The sequence below is a fragment of the Dechloromonas hankyongensis genome (assembly GCF_022012295.1).
GTDB lineage: Bacteria > Pseudomonadota > Gammaproteobacteria > Burkholderiales > Rhodocyclaceae > Azonexus > Azonexus hankyongensis.
In genome coordinates this window covers 834058-854118 of record NZ_JAKLTN010000001.1, presented here as the reverse complement: position 1 = coordinate 854118, position 20061 = coordinate 834058, and the positions used below count along the sequence as shown (strand labels likewise).

The window sequence follows — 20061 nt, the reverse complement described above, 5'->3', positions numbered from 1 at the left end:
TCACCATGCAGGACGACCAGACAGCCGCGTTAAACATCCATGAATACCCTGATGACCAAAATGAAGGTACTGGCAGTCGATGACAATCGGACCAACCTTCATATCCTGCAGGTATTCCTGAAGAAACTCGGGCACGTTGTCGTTCTGGCCGAAAATGGTGAGGAGGCAGTGCGCAAGTTTGAGGCCGAACTGCCGGACCTCGTGCTGCTCGACATCATGATGCCCGTCATGGACGGTTTCGAAGCTGCCCGCCGCATCAAGGCGATGACACGCGACCGGTGGACGCCGGTCATTTTCCTGTCAGCGCTCAACCGCGACGAAAATCTGGTCGAGGGGCTGGATGCCGGCGCCGACGACTACCTGACCAAACCGATCAACTTTGTCGTGCTCGAAGCCAAGCTGCGCTCCATGCAGCGGTCGCTGTCCATGCAGCAGGCCTCCATCGACTCCCTGCGGCGGGTCCAGGCCATATCCGATAACGTCCTCGATGCCATCGTCACGACCGATGAAACGGGTGCCATCGTGTCGATCAACCAATCGACCGAACGCATTTTCGGATGGCTGCAACAGGAACTGATCGGGCAAAACCTCGCCATGTTGATGCCGGAAGAGACGATGCTGGGCAGTCCGGGCCGCCTGCCGCTGGCTTCCGAAGGCGGATCGTCGCCCATCGTAGCCAGGGAGTGCGAAATCCTGGCCCAGCACCGGGACGGTCATCGCTTTCCCGCCACCATCACTACCAGCCAGTTCACGCTCGACAATCACCGCATGCTGATCAGCGTCATCCGCGACATCACGGAACGTAAGCAGACCGAGCGGAAACTGGCCGAAAACGCCCACCAACTCCAGGATTACTACGACCAGACCCAGGCCGAACAGCAACTCGCCCTGCGCCTGATGGAAAAACAGCTGCACCGCAGCGGCTTGAACGATCGCTGCCTGCGCTACAAGGTCATCCCGGCCACCCACTTCAGCGGCGATATCGTCGCCGCTGCCCGCTCGGCCGACGGCCTGTTCTATGCCCTGCTCGCCGATGCCACCGGGCACGGCTTGGCCGCCGCCATCAGCGTCCTTCCCGTCCTCGCACTGTTCTACCGGATGACGAAGCTCAGTCGGTCGGTTCAGGACATCGTTCTGGAACTCAATCAGCAGTTGCAGGAATCGATGCCGGTCGGCCGCTTCGTGGCCGTGACCCTGGTCTGCCTCGACGAAAGCTCACGCCGCGGGGAAATCTGGGTCGGCGGCACCCCGGAAGCCTTCCTGCTCGACGGTACGGGCCAAGTTGCCCAGACCTTCCCCTCGGCCAACCTGCCACTCGGCATCGTGACAAGCAGCGAACTGGGCGGCGCGCCCATGGCTTTCACCTGGGAACCGAAAAGCCAGCTCGTGCTGTGTTCGGATGGTCTGCTTGAAGCGACCAATGCCGCCGACGAGCAATTCGGCATGCAAGGACTGATCCGGGCGGCTGCCAACACCTCGTCGGCGGATCGCTTCGAAAAGATTGAACAGGCCTTGCAAGCGTATCAGGACGGAAATCCGGCCAGCGACGATATTTCCCTGATGCTGATCGACTGCCCTTAGGCGGCCGAACTCTACAAAACGGAACCCACAAAAAAACAAAGGCCGGAAAATCCGGCCTTTGTTTTTTTAAGCAAACTGACTTATTCGCCAGCCGATTCCTCGACCTCGACGGCCTCGGTCGGTTCCGGGCGGTCCAGCAGTTCGACGAATGCCATAGGGGCATTGTCGCCGACGCGGAAGCCGCACTTCAGGATGCGCAGGTAGCCGCCCGGACGGGTGGCGTAGCGCGGGCCGATTTCGGCGAACAGCTTGACCACGATCTCACGGTCGCGCAGGCGGTCGAATGCCAGACGCTTGTTGGCGAGGGTCGGGTTCTTGCCGAGGGTGATCATCGGTTCGACGACACGACGCAGTTCCTTGGCCTTCGGCAACGTGGTCTTGATGGCCTCGTGGCGGAGCAGGGAAACGGTCATGTTGCGCAGCATCGCCAGGCGATGGCTGCTGGTGCGATTCAGTTTGCGAAGTCCATTGCGGTGACGCATGGTTAATCCTTTCTATGTTCTGCAGGCGTCCCTTGACTGCCCTGATCGGAAAAGGCTTACGCCTTTTCCAGACCGGCGGGCGGCCAATTTTCCAGTTTCATGCCCAGCGTCAGACCGCGTGCGGCCAACACTTCCTTGATCTCGTTCAACGACTTGCGACCCAGATTCGGGGTCTTGAGAAGTTCATTCTCGGTACGCTGGATCAGATCGCCGATGTAGTAGATGTTCTCGGCCTTCAGGCAGTTCGCGGAACGAACCGTCAGTTCGAGATCATCGACCGGGCGCAGGAGAACCGGATCGACTTGGGCGGGCTTGGAAGCCTCGGCCACCGGGGCCGTGCCTTCAAGATCGGCGAACACGGAGAGCTGTTCCATCAGCACGCGGGCAGCGTAACGGATGGCTTCTTCCGGCTCGACGACGCCGTTGGTTTCGATATCGACGATCAGCTTGTCGAGGTCGGTACGCTGTTCGACACGGGCGCTTTCGACGGCGTAGGCCACGCGGCGGATCGGGCTGAACGAAGCGTCCAGAACGAGCTTGCCGATGGTCTTGGCGTCGCCAAGATTGCGCACGTTACCCGGCACATAGCCGCGACCCTTCTCGACCTTGATCTCCATGGCGAGCTTGCCGCCCGGGGAGAGGTGAGCGATCACGTGTTCCGGATTGATGATTTCGACGTCGTGCGGCAACTCGATGTCACCAGCACGAACGGCGCCTTCACCTTCCTTGACCAGCTTGAGGTTGACGACGTCGCGGTTGTGCAACTTGAAGACGATGCCCTTCAGGTTCAGAAGGATATCGACGACATCTTCCTGCACGCCATCAACGGTGGAGTACTCGTGGAGCACGCCGTCGATGCCGACTTCGGTCGGCGCATAACCAACCATGGACGACAGCAGAATGCGACGCAGCGCATTGCCAAGGGTATGGCCATAGCCGCGTTCGAACGGCTCCATGACCACCTTGGCCTGCACGGGCGAAACGCTCTGCACGTCGATGATGCGGGGTTTCAGAAGTCCACTGCTTTGCATGGGCTAGATCCTCTGCTCAGTGCTTACTTCGAGTAAAGTTCGATGACGAGACCTTCGTTCAGGGTCGCCGGCAGTTCGGAACGTTGCGGCATGGCCTTGAACGTGCCCTTGCCTTCCTTGACGTCAACCGAAATCCACTCCGGGAAACCGCGGGATTCGGCGGCCTCAAGAGCGGCCTTGCAGCGCAGGGAAGCACGAGCGCGATCAGTCAGCTGGACCACATCACCCGGCTTGACCAAGAACGACGGGATGTTGACGCGCTTGCCGTTAACCAGAACGCCGTTGTGACGGACGACCTGACGGGACTCGGTGCGGGAAGCACCAAAACCCATGCGGTAGGCGACGGAATCCAGGCGGGCTTCCAGCAGTTGCAGCAGGTTTTCACCGGTCTGGCCCTTGCGGCGGTCAGCTTCGGCGAAGGTCTTGCGGAATTGGCCTTCCAGCACGCCGTAGACGCGACGGATCTTCTGCTTGGCGCGCAGGTGGACGCCGTAGTCAGACAGACGGGCGCCGGATTTTTGACCGTGTTGGCCCGGAGCGTAGGAACGACGCTCAATGGCACACTTGTCGGTAAAGCACTTTTCGCCCTTCAGGAACAGCTTTTCGCCTTCGCGGCGGCACTGACGGCATTTCGGATCGAGATTACGAGCCACTTGTCTTTCTCCTTAGATGCGGCGCTTCTTGGGCGGACGGCAGCCGTTGTGCGGCACCGGCGTCACGTCGGAAATCGCGGAAATCTTGATACCCAGCGCATTCAATGCGCGGACAGAAGATTCACGGCCAGGACCCGGGCCCTTGATGCGGACTTCGAGGTTCTTGATACCGCATTCTTGGGCAGCCTTGCCGGCCGCTTCGGCAGCAACCTGCGCAGCGAACGGGGTGGACTTGCGGGAGCCGCGGAAACCGGCGCCACCGGAAGTCGCCCAGGACAGCGCGTTGCCCATGCGATCGGTAATGGTGATGATGGTGTTGTTGAACGAAGCGTGAATGTGGGCGATGCCCTCGGCTACGTTCTTCTTGACCTTTTTGCGAACTTTAGGTGCAGTCTTTGCCATGTTCAGTCCCTATTACTTCTTGCCAGCGATGGCCTTGCGCGGGCCCTTGCGGGTACGAGCATTGGTACGGGTGCGCTGACCACGGCAAGGCAGGCCCTTGCGATGGCGCAGGCCGCGGTAGCAACCGAGGTCCATCAGGCGCTTGATGTTCATGGTGACTTCGCGGCGCAGGTCACCTTCGACGGTGAACTTGCCCACTTCATCACGCAGACGGTCCATGTCCGAATCGGACAGGTCCTTCATTTTGGTGTTACGACCAATGCCGGCTGCATCACAGATTTTCTGTGCGCGGGTGCGGCCGATGCCGTAAATCGCGGTCAGCGCGATTTCAGCATGCTGATGGTTCGGAATGTTTACCCCTGCAATACGGGCCATTCTATCGCTCCAATATTTCGAAAATTAACGAATGCCGACTCGACAGGGCTTAGCCCTGGCGCTGCTTGTGACGCGGATCCTTGCAAATGATGCGCACGACACCCTTGCGGCGGATAACTTTACAGTTGCGGCAAATGCGCTTCACTGAAGGTTGAACTTTCATGTTTTACTCCTCGTCTGCGAGAGCTTGGAAGCAGCCGTGATTCCTTGCCCTGCGGTTTATTGCGTAGAGAACTTTTTCACTTGGCCCGGAAAACGATCCGGGCCTTGGACAAATCGTATGGCGTCAGTTGAACGGTCACCTTGTCGCCAGGGAGGATGCGGATGTAGTGCATGCGCATCTTGCCGGAGATAAAGCCATGGACGATGTGTCCATTTTCCAACTTGACCTTGAAGGTTGCATTGGGGAGGTTTTCGACAACCTCGCCCTGCATCTCGATGTAATCTTCTTTTGCCATGAGTAACTATTACTTGATCATCGGCGAACCCTTGAAGTTTGCTTTCTTCAAGAGACTTTCATATTGGTGCGACATCACGTAAGCCTGCACCTGAGACATGAAGTCCATGGTTACGACCACGATAATCAACAAAGAGGTACCACCGAAGTAGAACGGCACGTTCCACTTCAAAATCAGGAATTCGGGCAGCAGGCACACGACAGTGATGTAGGCGGCACCGATCAGGGTCAGGCGCATCAAAATTTTGTCGATGTAGCGAGCAGTTTGCTCGCCCGGACGAATACCCGGCACGAAGGCGCCGCTCTTCTTCAGGTTGTCGGCGGTTTCCTTGGAATTGAAAACCAGCGCGGTATAGAAGAAGCAGAAGAACACGATGGCCGCGGCGTACAGCATGACGTAGATCGGCTGACCCGGCGACAAGGTACCGGCCACATCCTTCAGCCAGTGCATGGACTCGCTCGAACCGAACCAGTTGGCGACCGTCGCCGGGAACAGGATGATCGACGAAGCGAAAATCGGGGGGATAACGCCCGACATGTTCAGCTTCAGCGGCAGATGCGAGCTCTGGCCACCATAAATCTTGTTGCCAACCTGGCGCTTGGCATAGTTAACCAGGATTTTTCGCTGGCCGCGCTCGACGAACACGACGAAGCCGGTAACGACGACAACCAGGACGCAAATGATCAGTGCAGTCAGCGGATGCATGGCACCGGTACGCACCAGTTCCAACAGGCCGCCGATTGCATTGGGCAGACCGGCCGCGATACCTGCGAAGATGATGATCGAAATACCGTTACCCAGACCGCGCTCGGTGATTTGCTCACCAAGCCACATCAGGAACATGGTGCCGGTCAGCAGCGTGGAAACGGTCGTCAGACGGAACATGAACCCGGGGTCATTGACCAGACCGGCCTGCGCTTCTAGCGCAACGGCAATACCGAGCCCCTGGAAAAGGGCGAGGATGACAGTACCGTAACGGGTGTATTGAGTGATTTTGCGACGGCCGGCTTCACCCTCTTTTTTGAGGGCTTCGAGCTGCGGACTGGCCACACTCATCAGTTGCATGATGATCGACGCCGAAATGTACGGCATGATCCCCAATGCGAAAATGGTGAATCGCGACAAGGCGCCACCCGAGAACATGTTGAACATGCCCAGGATGCCGCCTTTTTGCGAATTGAAGAGATCGGCCAGCGCGTTGGGGTCAATACCCGGAACCGGGATATGAGCGCCGATGCGGTAAACCACGAGCGCGCCCAGCAGGAACCAAAGTCGACGCTTGAGATCGCCGAACTTGCCACCCTTGCCTACGGTATTGGGATTTGCTGCCAACGTTCTAACCTTTCCCTTCGTTACTCGGCGATGGAGCCGCCAGCGGCTTCGATCGCAGCCTTGGCGCCCTTGGTGGCGCCAACGCCCTTCAGGACAACCTTGCGGCTGATGGCACCGGACAGGATGACCTTGGCCGACAGGGCGTCGCCCGGAACGATACCGGCTGCCTGCAGAGCAAGCAGGTCGATTTCGTCGACCGGCAGACGATCCAGGTCGGTCAGGCGAACTTCGTAGTTACGGGCGCGGGTCAGCGAGTTGAAACCGCGCTTCGGCAGGCGACGCTGCAAGGGCATTTGACCGCCCTCGAAGCCAACCTTGTGGAAGCCGCCGGAACGGGACTTCTGACCCTTGTGGCCGCGACCGCAGGTCTTGCCCAGGCCGGAACCGATACCGCGGCCGACGCGCTTGGCGGCCTTCTTGGAACCTTCGCCCGGTTTGATGGTGTTCAGACGCATGGCTTAACCCTCAACCTTAACGAGATACTGAACCTTCTGGATCATGCCGCGAACTGCCGGCGTGTCTTCCAGTACAGCGGAACTGTTCAGCTTACGCAGGCCCAGGCCACGCACGGTGGCGCGGTGATCCTGCTTGGTGCCGATGATGCTCTTGACGAGCTTCACTGTGATTTTCTTGTCAGCCATGACTTACCCCATGATCTGATCAACAGACAGACCGCGCTTGGCAGCGATTTCTGCCGGCGTGTTGACCTTCGACAGACCGTCGATGGTAGCACGCACGATGTTGTAAGGATTGGTGGAGCCGTGAGCCTTGGCCACAACGTTGGTCACGCCGACAACTTCGAAGACGGCACGCATGGCGCCGCCGGCGATGATGCCCGTACCTTCCGGTGCCGGCTGGATCATCACGGTGGTAGCACCATGACGGCCCATCACGGTGTGATGCACGGTACCGTTGCGCAGGCTGACCTTGGCCATCTTGCGACGAGCCTCTTCCATTGCCTTCTGCACAGCCACCGGCACTTCGCGGGACTTGCCCTTGCCCATGCCGATCGCGCCGTCACCATCGCCAACCACGGTCAGCGCAGCAAAACCGAGGATACGGCCGCCCTTCACCACCTTGGTGACGCGGTTAACCGCAACCATCTTCTCGCGCATACCGTCGTCGCGCTCTTCAGCCTGCTGCGGCTTCTTGTTTCTTTCAGGTTTAGCCATTTCTTAACCTCGTCCTTTCGCCGTCGGTTAGAACTTCAGGCCGCCTTCACGCGCGGCTTCCGCCAACGCCTGAATACGACCGTGGTACTGGAGACCGGAGCGATCAAAAGCCACCTGCTCAACACCGGCGGCCTTGGCGCGCTCGGCGATCAGCTTGCCAACAGCAGTGGCAGCAGCCTTATTACCGCCGTTCGCGACATCGCCACGAACGTTCTTGTCCAGTGTGGAAGCCGAAGCCAGAACCTTGCCGCCACAGGGCGAAATGATCTGGGCGTAAATGTGGCAGTTCGTGCGGTTAACGCACAGACGCACAGCTTTGAGTTCGGCGATTTTGGCCCGGGTTTTGCGGGCACGGCGCAAACGCGCTTGCTTCTTGTTAAACATATGCCACCTTTACTTCTTCTTGGTTTCCTTGATAACCACCACTTCGTCCGCATAGCGAACGCCCTTGCCCTTGTAGGGCTCCGGCTTGCGATACGCACGAACTTCGGCAGCCACCTGACCGACTTGTTGCTTGTCCGCACCCTTGATGACGATTTCCGTCTGGGTCGGGCATTCAACCTTTACGCCAGCCGGCATCTTGTGCGCGACCGGATGAGAAAAGCCGAGGGAGAGGTTCAGCGTGTCGCCGGCGGCCTGGGCACGGTAACCCACACCAACCAGCTGCAGCTTGCGCTCGAAACCCTTGGAAACGCCGGTCACCATGTTGTTCAGGTTGGCACGCATGGTGCCCCACATGGCGCCTGCATTGACAGCGCCAGCAACCTTGGAAACAACAACGCTCTGACCTTCGACGGCGACGGTAACAGCCGGGTGAGCGGCCGCCTTCAGGGTACCCAGCGGGCCCTTGACGACGATTTGCTCACCGATGGTGACTTCAACACCAGCCGGCAGCACGACGGGATTCTTACCAATACGAGACATGATCGGTCAGCTCCTTACGCCACGATGCAGAGGACTTCGCCACCAACCTTGGTAGCGCGGGCCTTGCGGTCGGTCATGACACCCTTCGGGGTGGAAACAATCGCCACACCCAGGCCGTTCATGACGCGCGGAATATCTTCGCAGCCCTTGTAGATACGCAGGCCAGGCTTGGAAACGCGCTCGATACGCTCAATGACCGGACGGCCAGCGTAATACTTGAGGGCGATTTCGAGAGTAGCCTTGCCGTCGTTCTGACGAACAGCGAAATCTTCAACATAGCCTTCATCCTTCAGGACGGCAGCGATAGCGGCCTTCACCTTGGAAGAGGGCATGGACACAGACGCCTTTTCGGCGAGCTGGGCGTTGCGGATGCGGGTCAGCATGTCCGCGATCGGATCGCTCATAGCCATTTCTGTATCTCCTGATTACCAGCTGGCCTTAACAACACCCGGAATCTCGCCATTGAAGGCCAACTCACGGATCTTGTTACGACACAGACCGAATTTACGGAAAACACCACGCGGACGACCGGTCAGCTGGCAACGATTGCGCAGACGGGACGGGCTCGAGTTACGCGGCAGGGCCTGCAGCTTCAGACGGGCTTCATAACGCTCCTCGTCAGACAGGCTCACGTTGTTGAAGATCGCCTCCAGGGCAGCGCGCTTCTTGGCGTACTGAGCCACCAGCTTGCGACGCTTTTCTTCACGGTTGATCAGAGCAAGTTTTGCCATGATTGCCTCAATTCTTGAACGGGAACTTGAAGGACGTCAGCAGCGCCTTGGCTTCTGCATCGGTCTTCGCGGTCGTGGTGATGCTGATGTTCATACCCCGCAGAGCATCGATCTTGTCGTACTCGATTTCCGGGAAAATGATCTGTTCCTTGACACCCATGTTGTAGTTGCCCTGGCCATCAAAACCCTTGCCAGAGATACCACGGAAGTCACGAACGCGCGGCAGCGCGATGGTGACCAGGCGATCCAGGAACTCAAACATACGCGGACCACGCAGGGTGACCATGCAACCGATCGGGTAGCCATCACGAATCTTGAAGCCGGCGATCGACTTGCGAGCCTTCGTGGTGACCGGCTTCTGACCGGCAATCTTCTGCATGTCGCCAACGGCGTTTTCCAGAACCTTCTTATCGGCAACCGCTTCACCGACACCCATATTCAGGGTGATCTTGGTGATACGGGGCACTTCCATCACGGACTTGTAACCGAACTGCTTGGTCAGATCGGAAACAACGGTGTCCTTGTAAAACTGTTGCAAACGCGCCATGTCCACCCCTTATGCGTTCACCAGTTCGCCGTTCGACTTGAACACGCGAACCTTGCGGCCGTCTTCGAGCACCTTGATGCCGACACGGTCAGCCTTCTTGGTTGCTGCATTGAACAGCGCAACATTGGAGATATGAATCGGCATGTCCTTGTCAACGATGCCACCGGCCACACCCTTGATCGGGTTCGGCTTGACGTGCTTCTTGGCACGATTGACACCTTCAACGACAACATGCTCGGCATCAAGGCGGAGCACCACGGTGCCGCGCTTGCCCTTGTCCTTACCAGTAATGACGACGACTTCGTCGCCCTTGCGAATCTTTTCCATCATCCGCTCCTTACAGAACTTCCGGAGCCAGGGACACGATCTTCATGAAGCGCTCGGTACGCAGTTCGCGGGTCACCGGGCCAAAGATGCGCGTGCCAATCGGCTCGAGCTTGTTGTTGAGGAGAACGGCGGCATTGCCGTCAAAGCGTACCAGCGAGCCGTCCGGACGACGCACACCCTTGGCGGTACGAACCACCACGGCGTTGTAGACATCACCCTTCTTCACGCGACCGCGCGGCGCAGCATCCTTGATGCTGACCTTGACGATATCGCCAATACCAGCATAGCGGCGCTTGGAGCCACCCAGCACTTTGATACACATTACCGAACGCGCACCGGTGTTATCGGCGACGTCCAGAATCGTCTGCATCTGAATCATTTAAATTAACTCCAACTTAATCCGCTTGCGCGGTCAGTCTTGGAACCCGTACGGGTCGAACAACTTCACGGAGCCAGGACGGCACCCGCAAAAAAGAAGCCGGATTATACCGGCTTCTTTTAATACTGCGCAAGCGTTTTCAAAAACTTTCGTTATACAACGACAGCCTTTTCCAGAACGCTGGTCACAGCCCAAGTCTTGGTACGGGAAACCGGGCGGGTTTCGACGATCTCGACGAGATCGCCGGCCTTGGCGGTGTTGCCGTCGTTATGGGCGTGATACTTCTTGGAACGAACCATCACCTTGCCGTACATCGGGTGCTTGACCTTACGTTCGACCAGGACGGTAACCGTCTTATCCATCTTGTCGCTGACAACGCGACCGATCAGAGTGCGCTTGATGCTGGTGGTTTCGCTCATTGCTGCACCGCCTTTTCACGGATAAGCGTGCGGACGCGAGCGATATCGCGACGCACCTTGGACATTTGGCTGGTATTGGACAGCTGCTGGGTAGCAAGCTGCATACGCAGACCGAACTGGGCCTTCAACAGGTCCAGCAATTCCTTGTTGAGCTCGTCCACGCTCTTGGTTCTCAATTCGCTAGCTTTCATGATTACCCCAGATGACGAGTCACGAAGGTGGTGGCAATCGGCAGCTTGGCGGCGGCGAGAGCAAATGCCTCGCGAGCCAGCGCTTCGTTGACACCATCCATTTCATAGAGGACCTTGCCCGGCTGGATTTCGGCAACCCAGTATTCCGGGTTACCCTTACCGTTACCCATACGAACTTCGGCCGGCTTCTTGGAAATCGGCTTGTCCGGGAAGATACGGATCCAGATACGGCCACCGCGCTTGATGTGACGAGTCATGGCACGACGGGCGGCTTCGATCTGACGAGCCGTCAGGCGACCGCGACCGATAGCCTTGAGACCCCACTCACCGAAGGAAACCTTCGTACCACGAGTCGCCAGACCCTCATTGCGGCCCTTGTGTTCCTTGCGGAACTTGCGACGATTAGGTTGCAACATTTAGGCACCTGCCTTTCTGACACCGCGCTTGGCACCAGCGTCACCGTCGGCCTTCTTGACGGTGCGGGTACGCGGCTTGTCGCCTTCCGGCTTGCCCGGGGCGCGACGCGGACGACGCTCTTCGGCTGCCGGCTCTTCGGCCACCGGCTGGGCATTACGGTCGAGCATGTCGCCCTTGTAAACCCAGACCTTGATACCGATGATGCCGTAGGTGGTCAGCGCTTCGGAGGTTGCGTAGTCGATGTCGGCGCGCAGGGTGTGCAGCGGCACACGACCTTCGCGATACCATTCGCTACGGGCGATTTCAGCACCGTTCAGACGACCGGCGCTCATCACCTTGATACCCTGGGCACCGAGGCGCATGGCGTTCTGCATCGCGCGCTTCATGGCACGACGGAACATGATGCGCTTCTCGAGCTGCTGGGCGATCGAATCGGCGATCAGCTGGGCATCGATTTCCGGCTTGCGGATTTCTTCGATCGAAACATGGACGGGAACGCCCATGATGCGCTGAAGATCCGTACGCAGCTGTTCGATGTCTTCGCCCTTCTTGCCGATGACCACACCCGGACGGGCGGAGTAAACGGTGACGCGGGCGTTCTTGGCCGGACGCTCGATCAGAACGCGGCCAACGGAGGCGTGTGCCAGCTTACGCTTCAGGTACTCGCGCACCTTGACGTCTTCTTGCAGCATGCCCGGGAAGTCCTTGCTGTTGGCGTACCAGCGCGAACTCCAGTTCTTGGTGACGGCCAGACGGAAGCCAGTCGGATGAATTTTCTGTCCCATGGCTCTTCCTTAGTTACCAACGGTCAGATAGATATGGCAGGTCGGCTTGCTGATCCGATTGCCACGACCCTTGGCGCGCGCCGTGAAGCGCTTCAGCACCATACCTTTTTCGACGTAGATGACCTTGACCTTCAGTTCATCGATATCGGCACCGTCATTGTGCTCGGCGTTGGCGATTGCCGACTCCAGCACCTTTTTGATGATACCAGCGCCCTTGGTCGGGCTGAAGGCCAGGATGTTGAGAGCCTGACCAACCGGCTTGCCGCGCACGAGATCCGCCACCAGGCGGCCTTTTTGCGCAGAGAGGCGTACGCCCCGCAGACTTGCACGAGTTTCCATGTCAGCTCCTTACTTCTTGGCCTTCTTGCCGGCGGTGTGACCCTTGAACGTACGGGTCAGCGAAAACTCGCCGAGCTTGTGACCGACCATATTCTCGGTGACGAACACCGGGATATGCTGCTTGCCATTGTGGACCGCGATCGTCAGGCCGATGAACTCGGGGAGGATCGTCGAACGACGCGACCAGGTCTTGATCGGGCGCTTGTCATTGGTGGCGCGAACTGCCTCGACCTTGTCGATCAGGTGCGCATCAATAAACGGGCCCTTTTTGAGAGAACGTCCCATTTCCTACCCCTTAACGCTTATGACGGCGCTGAACGATCATGCTGTTCGTGCGCTTGTTGCTGCGGGTACGGTAACCCTTGGTGGGCTGACCCCACGGGTTGACCGGAACACGACCTTCGCCAGTGCGACCCTCGCCACCACCGTGCGGGTGGTCGACCGGGTTCATCGCAGTACCGCGAACCGTCGGACGAATACCACGCCAGCGCTGAGCACCGGCCTTGCCGATCTTGCGCAGGTTGTTTTCTTCGTTACCGACTTCACCAACGGTAGCGCGGCACTCGACGTGCACACGGCGAACTTCACCGGAGCGCAGACGAATCTGGGCGTAGGCACCTTCGCGAGCCAGCAGCTGAACGGAGGTACCGGCGGAACGAGCAATTTGCGCACCCTTGCCCGGCATCATCTCGACGCAGCAGATGGTCGTACCGACCGGAATGTTGCGGATCGGCAGTGCATTACCGGACTTGATCGGCGCTTCCGAGCCGCTCATGATCTGCTGACCAACCACCATGCCCTTGTTGGCGATGACGTAACGGCGCTCGCCGTCGGCGTAGCACACCAGAGCGATATTGGCGGTACGGTTCGGATCGTATTCCAGACGCTCAACCTTGGCCGGAACACCGTCCTTGTTGCGCTTGAAATCGACGACGCGATAAGCCTGCTTGTGACCACCGCCCTGATGGCGAACGGTGATACGACCGTTGTTGTTGCGACCGGAGTTCTTGGACTGCGACTCGATCAGGCCGGCGAACGGCTTACCCTTGTGCAGATCGGTATTGACGACCTGAACAACGCCACGACGACCCGGGGAAGTCGGTTTGACTTTAACGAGAGCCATTATGCATTGCCCCCTTCAACGAAATTGATTTCCTGACCCGGCTTCAGGCTCACGTAGGCCTTCTTCCAGCCCTTGCGACGGCCAGTTGCACCCTTGAAGCGCTTGACCTTGCCCTTGACGTTGGCGACTTGCACAGCCTCAACCTCAACCTTGAACAGGAGCTCGACAGCAGCCTTGATTTCCGGCTTGGTCGCATCAGATGCGACACGGAAAACCACTTGCTCGTGCTTGTCGGCAACGTAGGTAGCCTTCTCGGAGATTTGCGGTGCCAGCAGCACCTGCATCAGACGCTCTTGATTCATCCCCACATCTCCTCGAACTTGGCCACGGCGTTCTTGGTCACCAGAACCTTGTTGAAGCGAACCAGCGAAACCGGATCGGCCTCCTGGGCTTCCAGCACCAGAACATTGGGCAGGTTGCGCGACGACAGATAGAGGTTCTCGTTCAGTTCGTCGGTAACAACCAGAAGATTGCCTTCCAGGCCCATGCCCTTCAACTTCTGGGCAAACAGCTTGGTTTTCGGCGCATCGATGGACAGATCGTCGATCACCACCAGACGGTCCTGACGGGCCAACTCGGAGAGGATCGCAGCCATGCCGGCGCGGAACATCTTCTTGTTAACCTTCTGGGAGTAATTCTGGTCCGGAGAGTTCGGGAAAATCCGACCGCCTCCGCGCCACAGCGGGCTGCCGTTCGAGCCAGCACGAGCACGACCGGTGCCCTTCTGACGCCACGGCTTGGTGGTGGTGTGACGGACTTCGGAGCGATCCTTCTGCTTGCTGTCGCCAGAACGGGCGTTCGCCTGGTAGGCGACAACGATCTGGTGCACCAGAGCTTCATTGAATTCCCGACCGAACAGCACGTCGGAAGCCTGCAGCTTGGCAGCTTCCTGACCTTGTTCGTTAATAACCTTCAGTTCCATGTCGCCCCCTTAAGCCTTGACTGCCGGACGCACGACGACGTCAGAACCCTTGGCACCCGGAACAGCGCCCTTGACCAGCAGCAGCTGGCGGTCGGCATCGACGCGGACGATGGTCAGGCTCTGCAGGGTCGACTGAACATCGCCCAGATGACCGGCCATGCGCTTACCCGGGAAAACGCGACCCGGATCCTGCGCCATACCGATGGAGCCCGGCGCATTGTGCGACACCGAGTTACCGTGGGAAGCACGGTTGGAGCTGAAGTTGTGGCGTTTGATACCACCCTGGAAGCCCTTACCGATCGAGGTGCCGGTCACATCAACCTTTTGCCCTTCGGCAAAAATGGTGACAGCGATCTGATCGCCAGCCTTGAAATTGGCCAGCTGATCAGCTTCGATCTGGAATTCCTTGAGCACATGCCCGGCTTCCACGCCCGCCTTGGCCAGATGGCCAGCGAGGGGCTTGGAAACACGCGAGGCACGGCGCTTGCCGAATGCGACCTGAATGGCTGCGTAGCCATCGATCTCCGGCGTTTTGACTTGGGTCACGCGGTTATTGGACACGTCAAGCACAGTTACCGGAATGGACGCGCCATCCTCGGCAAAAATGCGAGTCATGCCAACCTTGCGACCAACAAGGCCTAGACTCATGGTTATTCTCCTCATCGCCGGCTGCGATTGGCCGGTCGATGTAAAACAACAAATGGGCAGCCGTCGCCGGCCACCCCCGAAAGGCGCGGATTATATCCGCAAAACTACAATTACTGCAACTTGATCTCGACGTCGACACCAGCCGGCAGATCCAGCTTCATCAGGGCATCAACAGTCTTGTCGGTCGGATCGACGATATCCATCAGACGCAGATGAGTACGGATTTCGAGCTGATCGCGGGAAGCCTTGTTCACGTGCGGCGAACGCAGGATGTCGAAACGCTGCTTGCGGGTCGGCAGCGGAACGGGACCACGAACGACAGCACCGGTACGCTTGGCGGTCTCAACGATTTCCTGAGCGGACTGATCGATCAGGCGATAGTCGAAGGCCTTCAGACGGATACGGATTTTTTGGCTTTGCATTTTCTTGGCTTCCAAAGAACGATGGGGTGAGCGCTTACCCACCCCGGTTTTCAAAAAGAACGATTACTCGATGATCTTGGCTACGACGCCGGCGCCGACGGTACGACCGCCTTCGCGGATGGCGAAGCGCAGACCTTCTTCCATGGCGATCGGAGCGATCAGCTTGACCGTCATCTGGATGTTGTCACCAGGCATGACCATTTCAACGCCTTCCGGCAGCGAGATTGCACCGGTCACGTCGGTGGTGCGGAAGTAGAACTGCGGACGGTAGTTGTTGAAGAACGGGGTGTGACGACCACCTTCGTCCTTGGACAGAACATACACTTCGCCCGTGAAGTGGGTGTGCGGGGTGATGGAGCCCGGCTTGCACAGGACTTGACCACGCTCGACGTCTTCACGCTTGGTGCCACGCAGCAGGGCGCCAATGTTGTCGCCGGCCTGACCTTGGTCGAGCAGCTTGCGGAACATTTCGACACCGGTACAGGTGGTCTTCTGGGTCGGACGGATACCAACGATTTCGATTTCCTCGCCAACCTTGACGATGCCGCGCTCAACACGACCGGTCACAACGGTACCGCGACCGGAGATGGAGAAGACGTCCTCGACCGGCATCAGGAACGGCATGTCGACAGCGCGCTCCGGGGTCGGGATGTAGGAGTCCAGGGCGTCAGCCAGACGGAAGATGGACGGCTCGCCGATTTCGGACTGGTCGCCTTCCAGGGCCTTCAGTGCGGAGCCGTGGATGATCGGGGTGTCGTCGCCCGGGAAGTCGTACTTGGAGAGCAGCTCGCGCAGTTCCATTTCGACCAGCTCGAGCAGCTCGGCGTCGTCGACCATGTCGCACTTGTTCATGAACACGAGAACGTACGGCACGCCAACTTGGCGGGCGAGCAGGATGTGTTCGCGGGTTTGCGGCATCGGGCCGTCAGCGGCGGAACAGACCAGGATGGCGCCGTCCATCTGGGCGGCACCGGTGATCATGTTCTTGACGTAGTCGGCGTGGCCCGGGCAGTCAACGTGGGCGTAGTGACGGTTGGCGGTTTCGTATTCGACGTGGGCGGTGTTAATCGTAATACCGCGGGCCTTTTCTTCCGGCGCAGCGTCGATTTCGTCGTATTTCTTGGCAGCGCCGCCGAACTTGGCAGACAGCACGGTGGTGATCGCAGCGGTCAGCGTGGTCTTGCCGTGGTCAACGTGACCAATCGTGCCAACGTTTACGTGCGGTTTCGTACGCTCGAATTTTTCCTTAGCCATTATCGGTTCTCCAATAAGGTGTTACTTCTTGTTGATGACAGCGTCAGCGACGTTCTTCGGCGCTTCGGTGTAGTGCTTGAATTCCATCGAGTAGGTGGCACGGCCTTGCGACAGGGAGCGCAGCGAGGTGGCGTAGCCGAACATTTCGGACAGCGGCACTTCAGCCTTGACAACCTTGATGCCGCCAACCTGGTCTTCCATACCCTGGACGATGCCACGGCGGGAGGACAGGTCGCCCATCACGTTACCCATGTAGTCTTCCGGGGTCTCGACTTCAACGGCCATCATCGGCTCCAGCAGCGTCGGGCTGGCCTTCTTCATGCCTTCCTTGAAAGCCATGGAAGCTGCCATGCGGAACGCGTTTTCGTTGGAGTCAACGTCGTGGTAGGAACCGTCGAACAGGGTGAACTTGATGTCCACAACCGGGAAGCCGGCGAGCACGCCGCTACCGATGGCATCCTGCAGACCCTTGTCGACCGCCGGGATGAATTCGCGCGGCACGACGCCGCCCTTGATGGCGTCGACGAAGGTGTAACCAGCACCCGGCTCGTTCGGCTCGATCTTGAGCCAGACGTGGCCGAATTGACCGCGACCGCCGGACTGCTTGACGAACTTGCCTTCCTGTTCGACAGCCTTCTTGATGCATTCACGGTAGGCAACTTGCGGCGCACCAACGGCAGCTTCGACGTTGAATTCGCGACGCATACGATCGACGATGATGTCGAGGTGCAGCTCGCCCATGCCGGAGATGATGGTCTGACCGGATTCTTCGTCGGTACGCACGCGGAAGGACGGATCTTCGGCAGCCAGACGGCCCAGCGCGATACCCATCTTTTCCTGGTCGGCCTTGGTTTTCGGCTCGACGGCAACGTGAATAACCGGATCCGGGAAGACCATGCGTTCGAGGATGATAGGAGCATCCGGATCGCACAGGGTTTCGCCGGTGGTCACGTCCTTCATGCCGACGCAAGCGGCGATGTCGCCCGCCAGAACTTCCTTGATTTCTTCGCGGTTGTTGGCGTGCATCTGCAGAATACGGCCGACGCGCTCCTTCTTGCCCTTGACCGAGTTGTACACGGTGGCGCCGGAAGCCAGCACGCCCGAGTAAACGCGGATGAAGGTCAGCTGGCCGACGAACGGGTCGGTCATCAGCTTGAAGGCCAGCGCCGAGAACTTCTCGGCGTCGTCAGCCTTGCGGGAAGCCGGCTGTTCGCGCTCGTCAACACCGGCAACCGGCGGAATATCGACCGGCGACGGCAGCAGTTCGACCACGGCGTCCAGCATGCGCTGCACACCCTTGTTCTTGAATGCGGTACCGCACAGCATCGGCTGGATTTCGCAAGCCAGGGTACGCAGACGCAGACCTTCCTTGATCTTGGCTTCGGACAGCTCGCCATTCTCGAGGTATTCGTTCATCAGATCTTCGGAGGCTTCGGCAGCCGCTTCGATCATCTGTTCGCGCCAGGTTTGCGCGCTTTCCAGCAGATCGGCCGGCACGTCCTGGTATTCGAACTTCATGCCTTGCGAGGCTTCGTCCCAAATGATCGCTTTCATCTTCAGCAGATCGACGACGCCCTTGAAGTTGTCTTCGGCGCCAATGGGAATAACGATAGGCACCGGGTTGGCCTTCAGGCGCGTCTTCATCATGTCGACGACCTTGAAGAAGTTGGCACCCGAACGGTCCATCTTGTTCACGAAGGCCAGACGCGGCACCTTGTACTTGGTGGCCTGACGCCAAACGGTCTCGGACTGCGGCTGCACGCCGCCGACCGCACAGTAAACCATGCAGGCGCCGTCCAGAACGCGCATCGAGCGCTCGACTTCGATGGTGAAATCGACGTGTCCCGGGGTATCGATGATGTTGAAGCGATGCTCAGGGAACGAGCTGTCCATACCCTTCCAGAAACAGGTCGTTGCAGCGGAGGTAATGGTGATACCACGCTCCTGCTCCTGCTCCATCCAGTCCATGGTAGCGGCGCCATCATGCACTTCACCGATCTTGTGGTTCACACCGGTGTAGTACAGGATACGCTCGGTGACGGTCGTCTTACCGGCATCAATGTGGGCGCTGATACCGATATTGCGGTAGCGCTCGATGGGAGTTTTACGTGCCACGTTAAGCCCTTTGAAAATTAGAAGCGGAAGTGAGCGAAGGCCTTGTTGGCTTCAGCCATGCGGTGAACTTCGTCACGCTTCTTGACTGCGCCACCACGGTTTTCAGCAGCTTCCATCATTTCGGCAGCTAGGCGCTGGCCCATGGACTTTTCCGAACGCTTGCGGGCGGACTCACGCAGCCAGCGCATGGCGAGCGCGGCGCGACGAGCCGGGCGCACTTCAACCGGCACCTGGTAGTTGGCACCGCCGACGCGACGGGACTTCACTTCGACCATCGGCTTGACGTTGCCCATGGCAGCGCTGAACACTTCCAGCGGGTCCTTGCCGGCCTTGGTGGTGATGATGTCGAAAGCACCATAGACAATGCGTTCAGCGACGGACTTCTTGCCGCTTTGCATGATGGCGTTTACGAACTTGGAGACTTCGACGTTACCGAACTTCGGATCCGGCAAAATATCACGTTTGGGTACTTCGCGACGACGGGGCATATTAACCTCTAATAAACACGATTCAGTTGAAAAGCCGGGAAGGGGTTTTCACCCACCCGGCTCTCTCGGCCGTCCAAAAGAACGACCACTTACTTAAGCCACTTAATGAATCAAGCAGCCTTCGGACGCTTGGCCCCGTACTTGGAACGGGACTGCTTACGATCTTTGACGCCTTGCGTATCCAGGGAACCACGCACGGTGTGGTAACGCACACCCGGCAAGTCCTTGACACGACCACCGCGGATCAGAACCACTGAGTGTTCCTGCAGGTTGTGGCCTTCACCACCGATGTACGAAATGACTTCGAAGCCATTCGTCAGACGAACCTTGCAAACCTTACGGAGAGCGGAGTTCGGCTTCTTCGGGGTGGTGGTGTAAACGCGGGTGCAAACGCCACGCTTCTGCGGGCACTTTTCCAGAGCAGGAACCTTGCTCTTGGCCTTTTCCGCGACGCGCGGCTTGCGCACGAGCTGGTTGATGGTCGGCATATCAAACTTCCTTCAACGGCCGGGCACCGAAACGTGGTGCACGACGGCAATTTTGT

The 20061-nt window shown here is 58.7% G+C and carries 34 protein-coding genes; 1 reads left to right on the top strand and 33 read right to left on the bottom strand.

Annotated features, from left to right (window positions below):
* Positions 1 to 51: 51 nt before the first annotated feature.
* Positions 52 to 1581 (top strand): SpoIIE family protein phosphatase, encoded by a 1530-nt coding sequence (locus tag LZ012_RS04125; protein WP_275707797.1) that lies wholly within the window; start codon positions 52 to 54, stop codon positions 1579 to 1581.
* A gap of 80 nt (positions 1582 to 1661) precedes the next feature.
* Here LZ012_RS04125 and rplQ read toward each other — a convergent pair whose 3' ends face one another.
* The 33 genes from rplQ to rpsL all read right to left on the bottom strand — a co-directional run bounded on the left by rplQ (position 1662) and on the right by rpsL (position 20005).
* Positions 1662 to 2063 (bottom strand): 50S ribosomal protein L17, encoded by a 402-nt coding sequence (gene rplQ / locus LZ012_RS04120; protein WP_275707796.1) that lies wholly within the window; start codon positions 2061 to 2063, stop codon positions 1662 to 1664.
* Positions 2064 to 2119: 56 nt separating this feature from the next.
* On the bottom strand, positions 2120 to 3094 hold the full coding sequence (locus LZ012_RS04115; protein WP_275707793.1) for a DNA-directed RNA polymerase subunit alpha: 975 nt from the start codon (positions 3092 to 3094) through the stop codon (positions 2120 to 2122).
* Between the two features lie 23 nt (positions 3095 to 3117).
* Complete coding sequence (rpsD, locus tag LZ012_RS04110; RefSeq protein ID WP_275707791.1) at positions 3118 to 3747, bottom strand: 30S ribosomal protein S4; 630 nt, start codon at positions 3745 to 3747, stop codon at positions 3118 to 3120.
* Between the two features lie 12 nt (positions 3748 to 3759).
* Entirely contained in the window at positions 3760 to 4149 is a 390-nt protein-coding gene (gene rpsK / locus LZ012_RS04105; protein ID WP_150429728.1) for a 30S ribosomal protein S11, read from the bottom strand.
* Positions 4150 to 4161: 12 nt separating this feature from the next.
* A complete protein-coding gene (gene rpsM, locus LZ012_RS04100) occupies positions 4162 to 4524 on the bottom strand; it encodes a 30S ribosomal protein S13 (protein ID WP_275707789.1) in 363 nt (120 codons plus the stop codon).
* Positions 4525 to 4573: 49 nt separating this feature from the next.
* Positions 4574 to 4687 carry a 50S ribosomal protein L36 gene (gene rpmJ, locus LZ012_RS04095; protein ID WP_011286109.1) on the bottom strand — a complete coding sequence of 38 codons (114 nt, stop codon included), beginning with the start codon at positions 4685 to 4687 and terminating at the stop codon, positions 4574 to 4576.
* A gap of 76 nt (positions 4688 to 4763) precedes the next feature.
* A complete protein-coding gene (gene infA, locus LZ012_RS04090) occupies positions 4764 to 4982 on the bottom strand; it encodes a translation initiation factor IF-1 (protein ID WP_027456657.1) in 219 nt (72 codons plus the stop codon).
* A gap of 9 nt (positions 4983 to 4991) precedes the next feature.
* On the bottom strand, positions 4992 to 6314 hold the full coding sequence (gene secY / locus LZ012_RS04085) for a preprotein translocase subunit SecY (RefSeq protein WP_275707787.1): 1323 nt from the start codon (positions 6312 to 6314) through the stop codon (positions 4992 to 4994).
* 20 nt (positions 6315 to 6334) lie between these two features.
* Positions 6335 to 6769, bottom strand: coding sequence for a 50S ribosomal protein L15 (gene rplO / locus LZ012_RS04080; protein WP_275707785.1), 435 nt, complete (start codon positions 6767 to 6769; stop codon positions 6335 to 6337).
* A gap of 3 nt (positions 6770 to 6772) precedes the next feature.
* Positions 6773 to 6955: a 50S ribosomal protein L30 gene (rpmD, locus tag LZ012_RS04075; RefSeq protein ID WP_203468451.1), complete on the bottom strand. Its 183-nt coding sequence runs from the start codon at positions 6953 to 6955 to the stop codon at positions 6773 to 6775.
* A 3-nt stretch (positions 6956 to 6958) separates the two neighbouring features.
* The gene (rpsE, locus tag LZ012_RS04070; protein ID WP_275707783.1) at positions 6959 to 7486 is read right to left on the bottom strand and encodes a 30S ribosomal protein S5; all 528 of its coding nucleotides are present in this window, start codon (positions 7484 to 7486) and stop codon (positions 6959 to 6961) included.
* Positions 7487 to 7513: 27 nt separating this feature from the next.
* Positions 7514 to 7870, bottom strand: a complete 357-nt coding sequence (rplR, locus tag LZ012_RS04065; RefSeq protein WP_275707781.1) for a 50S ribosomal protein L18 — start codon at positions 7868 to 7870, stop codon at positions 7514 to 7516.
* Between the two features lie 9 nt (positions 7871 to 7879).
* Complete coding sequence (gene rplF, locus LZ012_RS04060; RefSeq protein WP_275707779.1) at positions 7880 to 8410, bottom strand: 50S ribosomal protein L6; 531 nt, start codon at positions 8408 to 8410, stop codon at positions 7880 to 7882.
* Positions 8411 to 8424: 14 nt separating this feature from the next.
* Positions 8425 to 8820: a 30S ribosomal protein S8 gene (gene rpsH, locus LZ012_RS04055; RefSeq protein ID WP_150429720.1), complete on the bottom strand. Its 396-nt coding sequence runs from the start codon at positions 8818 to 8820 to the stop codon at positions 8425 to 8427.
* A 15-nt stretch (positions 8821 to 8835) separates the two neighbouring features.
* On the bottom strand, positions 8836 to 9141 hold the full coding sequence (gene rpsN, locus LZ012_RS04050) for a 30S ribosomal protein S14 (RefSeq protein WP_150429719.1): 306 nt from the start codon (positions 9139 to 9141) through the stop codon (positions 8836 to 8838).
* A 7-nt stretch (positions 9142 to 9148) separates the two neighbouring features.
* Positions 9149 to 9688 (bottom strand): 50S ribosomal protein L5, encoded by a 540-nt coding sequence (gene rplE, locus LZ012_RS04045; RefSeq protein WP_275707777.1) that lies wholly within the window; start codon positions 9686 to 9688, stop codon positions 9149 to 9151.
* Positions 9689 to 9697: 9 nt separating this feature from the next.
* A complete protein-coding gene (gene rplX / locus LZ012_RS04040) occupies positions 9698 to 10015 on the bottom strand; it encodes a 50S ribosomal protein L24 (RefSeq protein WP_476728681.1) in 318 nt (105 codons plus the stop codon).
* Between the two features lie 10 nt (positions 10016 to 10025).
* Positions 10026 to 10394 (bottom strand): 50S ribosomal protein L14, encoded by a 369-nt coding sequence (gene rplN / locus LZ012_RS04035; protein WP_027456668.1) that lies wholly within the window; start codon positions 10392 to 10394, stop codon positions 10026 to 10028.
* A gap of 152 nt (positions 10395 to 10546) precedes the next feature.
* Positions 10547 to 10813, bottom strand: a complete 267-nt coding sequence (gene rpsQ / locus LZ012_RS04030) for a 30S ribosomal protein S17 (protein WP_275707773.1) — start codon at positions 10811 to 10813, stop codon at positions 10547 to 10549.
* A complete protein-coding gene (rpmC, locus tag LZ012_RS04025; protein ID WP_027456670.1) occupies positions 10810 to 11004 on the bottom strand; it encodes a 50S ribosomal protein L29 in 195 nt (64 codons plus the stop codon). Before rpmC ends, rpsQ begins: the two co-directional genes overlap by 4 nt.
* Positions 11005 to 11006: 2 nt before the next feature.
* Positions 11007 to 11420: a 50S ribosomal protein L16 gene (gene rplP, locus LZ012_RS04020; RefSeq protein ID WP_150429715.1), complete on the bottom strand. Its 414-nt coding sequence runs from the start codon at positions 11418 to 11420 to the stop codon at positions 11007 to 11009.
* Positions 11421 to 12206, bottom strand: coding sequence for a 30S ribosomal protein S3 (rpsC, locus tag LZ012_RS04015; protein ID WP_150429714.1), 786 nt, complete (start codon positions 12204 to 12206; stop codon positions 11421 to 11423).
* A 9-nt stretch (positions 12207 to 12215) separates the two neighbouring features.
* The gene (gene rplV, locus LZ012_RS04010) at positions 12216 to 12545 is read right to left on the bottom strand and encodes a 50S ribosomal protein L22 (protein ID WP_150429713.1); all 330 of its coding nucleotides are present in this window, start codon (positions 12543 to 12545) and stop codon (positions 12216 to 12218) included.
* Between the two features lie 9 nt (positions 12546 to 12554).
* Positions 12555 to 12830, bottom strand: coding sequence for a 30S ribosomal protein S19 (rpsS, locus tag LZ012_RS04005; protein WP_076091637.1), 276 nt, complete (start codon positions 12828 to 12830; stop codon positions 12555 to 12557).
* Between the two features lie 10 nt (positions 12831 to 12840).
* A complete protein-coding gene (gene rplB, locus LZ012_RS04000; protein WP_275707771.1) occupies positions 12841 to 13668 on the bottom strand; it encodes a 50S ribosomal protein L2 in 828 nt (275 codons plus the stop codon).
* On the bottom strand, positions 13668 to 13970 hold the full coding sequence (gene rplW / locus LZ012_RS03995) for a 50S ribosomal protein L23 (protein WP_150429711.1): 303 nt from the start codon (positions 13968 to 13970) through the stop codon (positions 13668 to 13670). Before rplW ends, rplB begins: the two co-directional genes overlap by 1 nt.
* Positions 13967 to 14590, bottom strand: coding sequence for a 50S ribosomal protein L4 (rplD, locus tag LZ012_RS03990; RefSeq protein ID WP_275707769.1), 624 nt, complete (start codon positions 14588 to 14590; stop codon positions 13967 to 13969). The genes rplW and rplD overlap by 4 nt, the downstream gene beginning before the upstream one ends.
* 9 nt (positions 14591 to 14599) lie before the next feature.
* Positions 14600 to 15238 carry a 50S ribosomal protein L3 gene (rplC, locus tag LZ012_RS03985; protein WP_275707767.1) on the bottom strand — a complete coding sequence of 213 codons (639 nt, stop codon included), beginning with the start codon at positions 15236 to 15238 and terminating at the stop codon, positions 14600 to 14602.
* A 110-nt stretch (positions 15239 to 15348) separates the two neighbouring features.
* Positions 15349 to 15660, bottom strand: coding sequence for a 30S ribosomal protein S10 (rpsJ, locus tag LZ012_RS03980; protein ID WP_028994183.1), 312 nt, complete (start codon positions 15658 to 15660; stop codon positions 15349 to 15351).
* Between the two features lie 63 nt (positions 15661 to 15723).
* Positions 15724 to 16914, bottom strand: a complete 1191-nt coding sequence (gene tuf / locus LZ012_RS03975) for an elongation factor Tu (protein ID WP_275707748.1) — start codon at positions 16912 to 16914, stop codon at positions 15724 to 15726.
* A 21-nt stretch (positions 16915 to 16935) separates the two neighbouring features.
* Positions 16936 to 19029 carry an elongation factor G gene (gene fusA / locus LZ012_RS03970; RefSeq protein WP_275707765.1) on the bottom strand — a complete coding sequence of 698 codons (2094 nt, stop codon included), beginning with the start codon at positions 19027 to 19029 and terminating at the stop codon, positions 16936 to 16938.
* A gap of 17 nt (positions 19030 to 19046) precedes the next feature.
* Positions 19047 to 19517 carry a 30S ribosomal protein S7 gene (rpsG, locus tag LZ012_RS03965; RefSeq protein ID WP_275707762.1) on the bottom strand — a complete coding sequence of 157 codons (471 nt, stop codon included), beginning with the start codon at positions 19515 to 19517 and terminating at the stop codon, positions 19047 to 19049.
* A 110-nt stretch (positions 19518 to 19627) separates the two neighbouring features.
* Positions 19628 to 20005 carry a 30S ribosomal protein S12 gene (gene rpsL, locus LZ012_RS03960; RefSeq protein WP_011286083.1) on the bottom strand — a complete coding sequence of 126 codons (378 nt, stop codon included), beginning with the start codon at positions 20003 to 20005 and terminating at the stop codon, positions 19628 to 19630.
* Between the last annotated feature and the right edge of the window lie 56 nt (positions 20006 to 20061).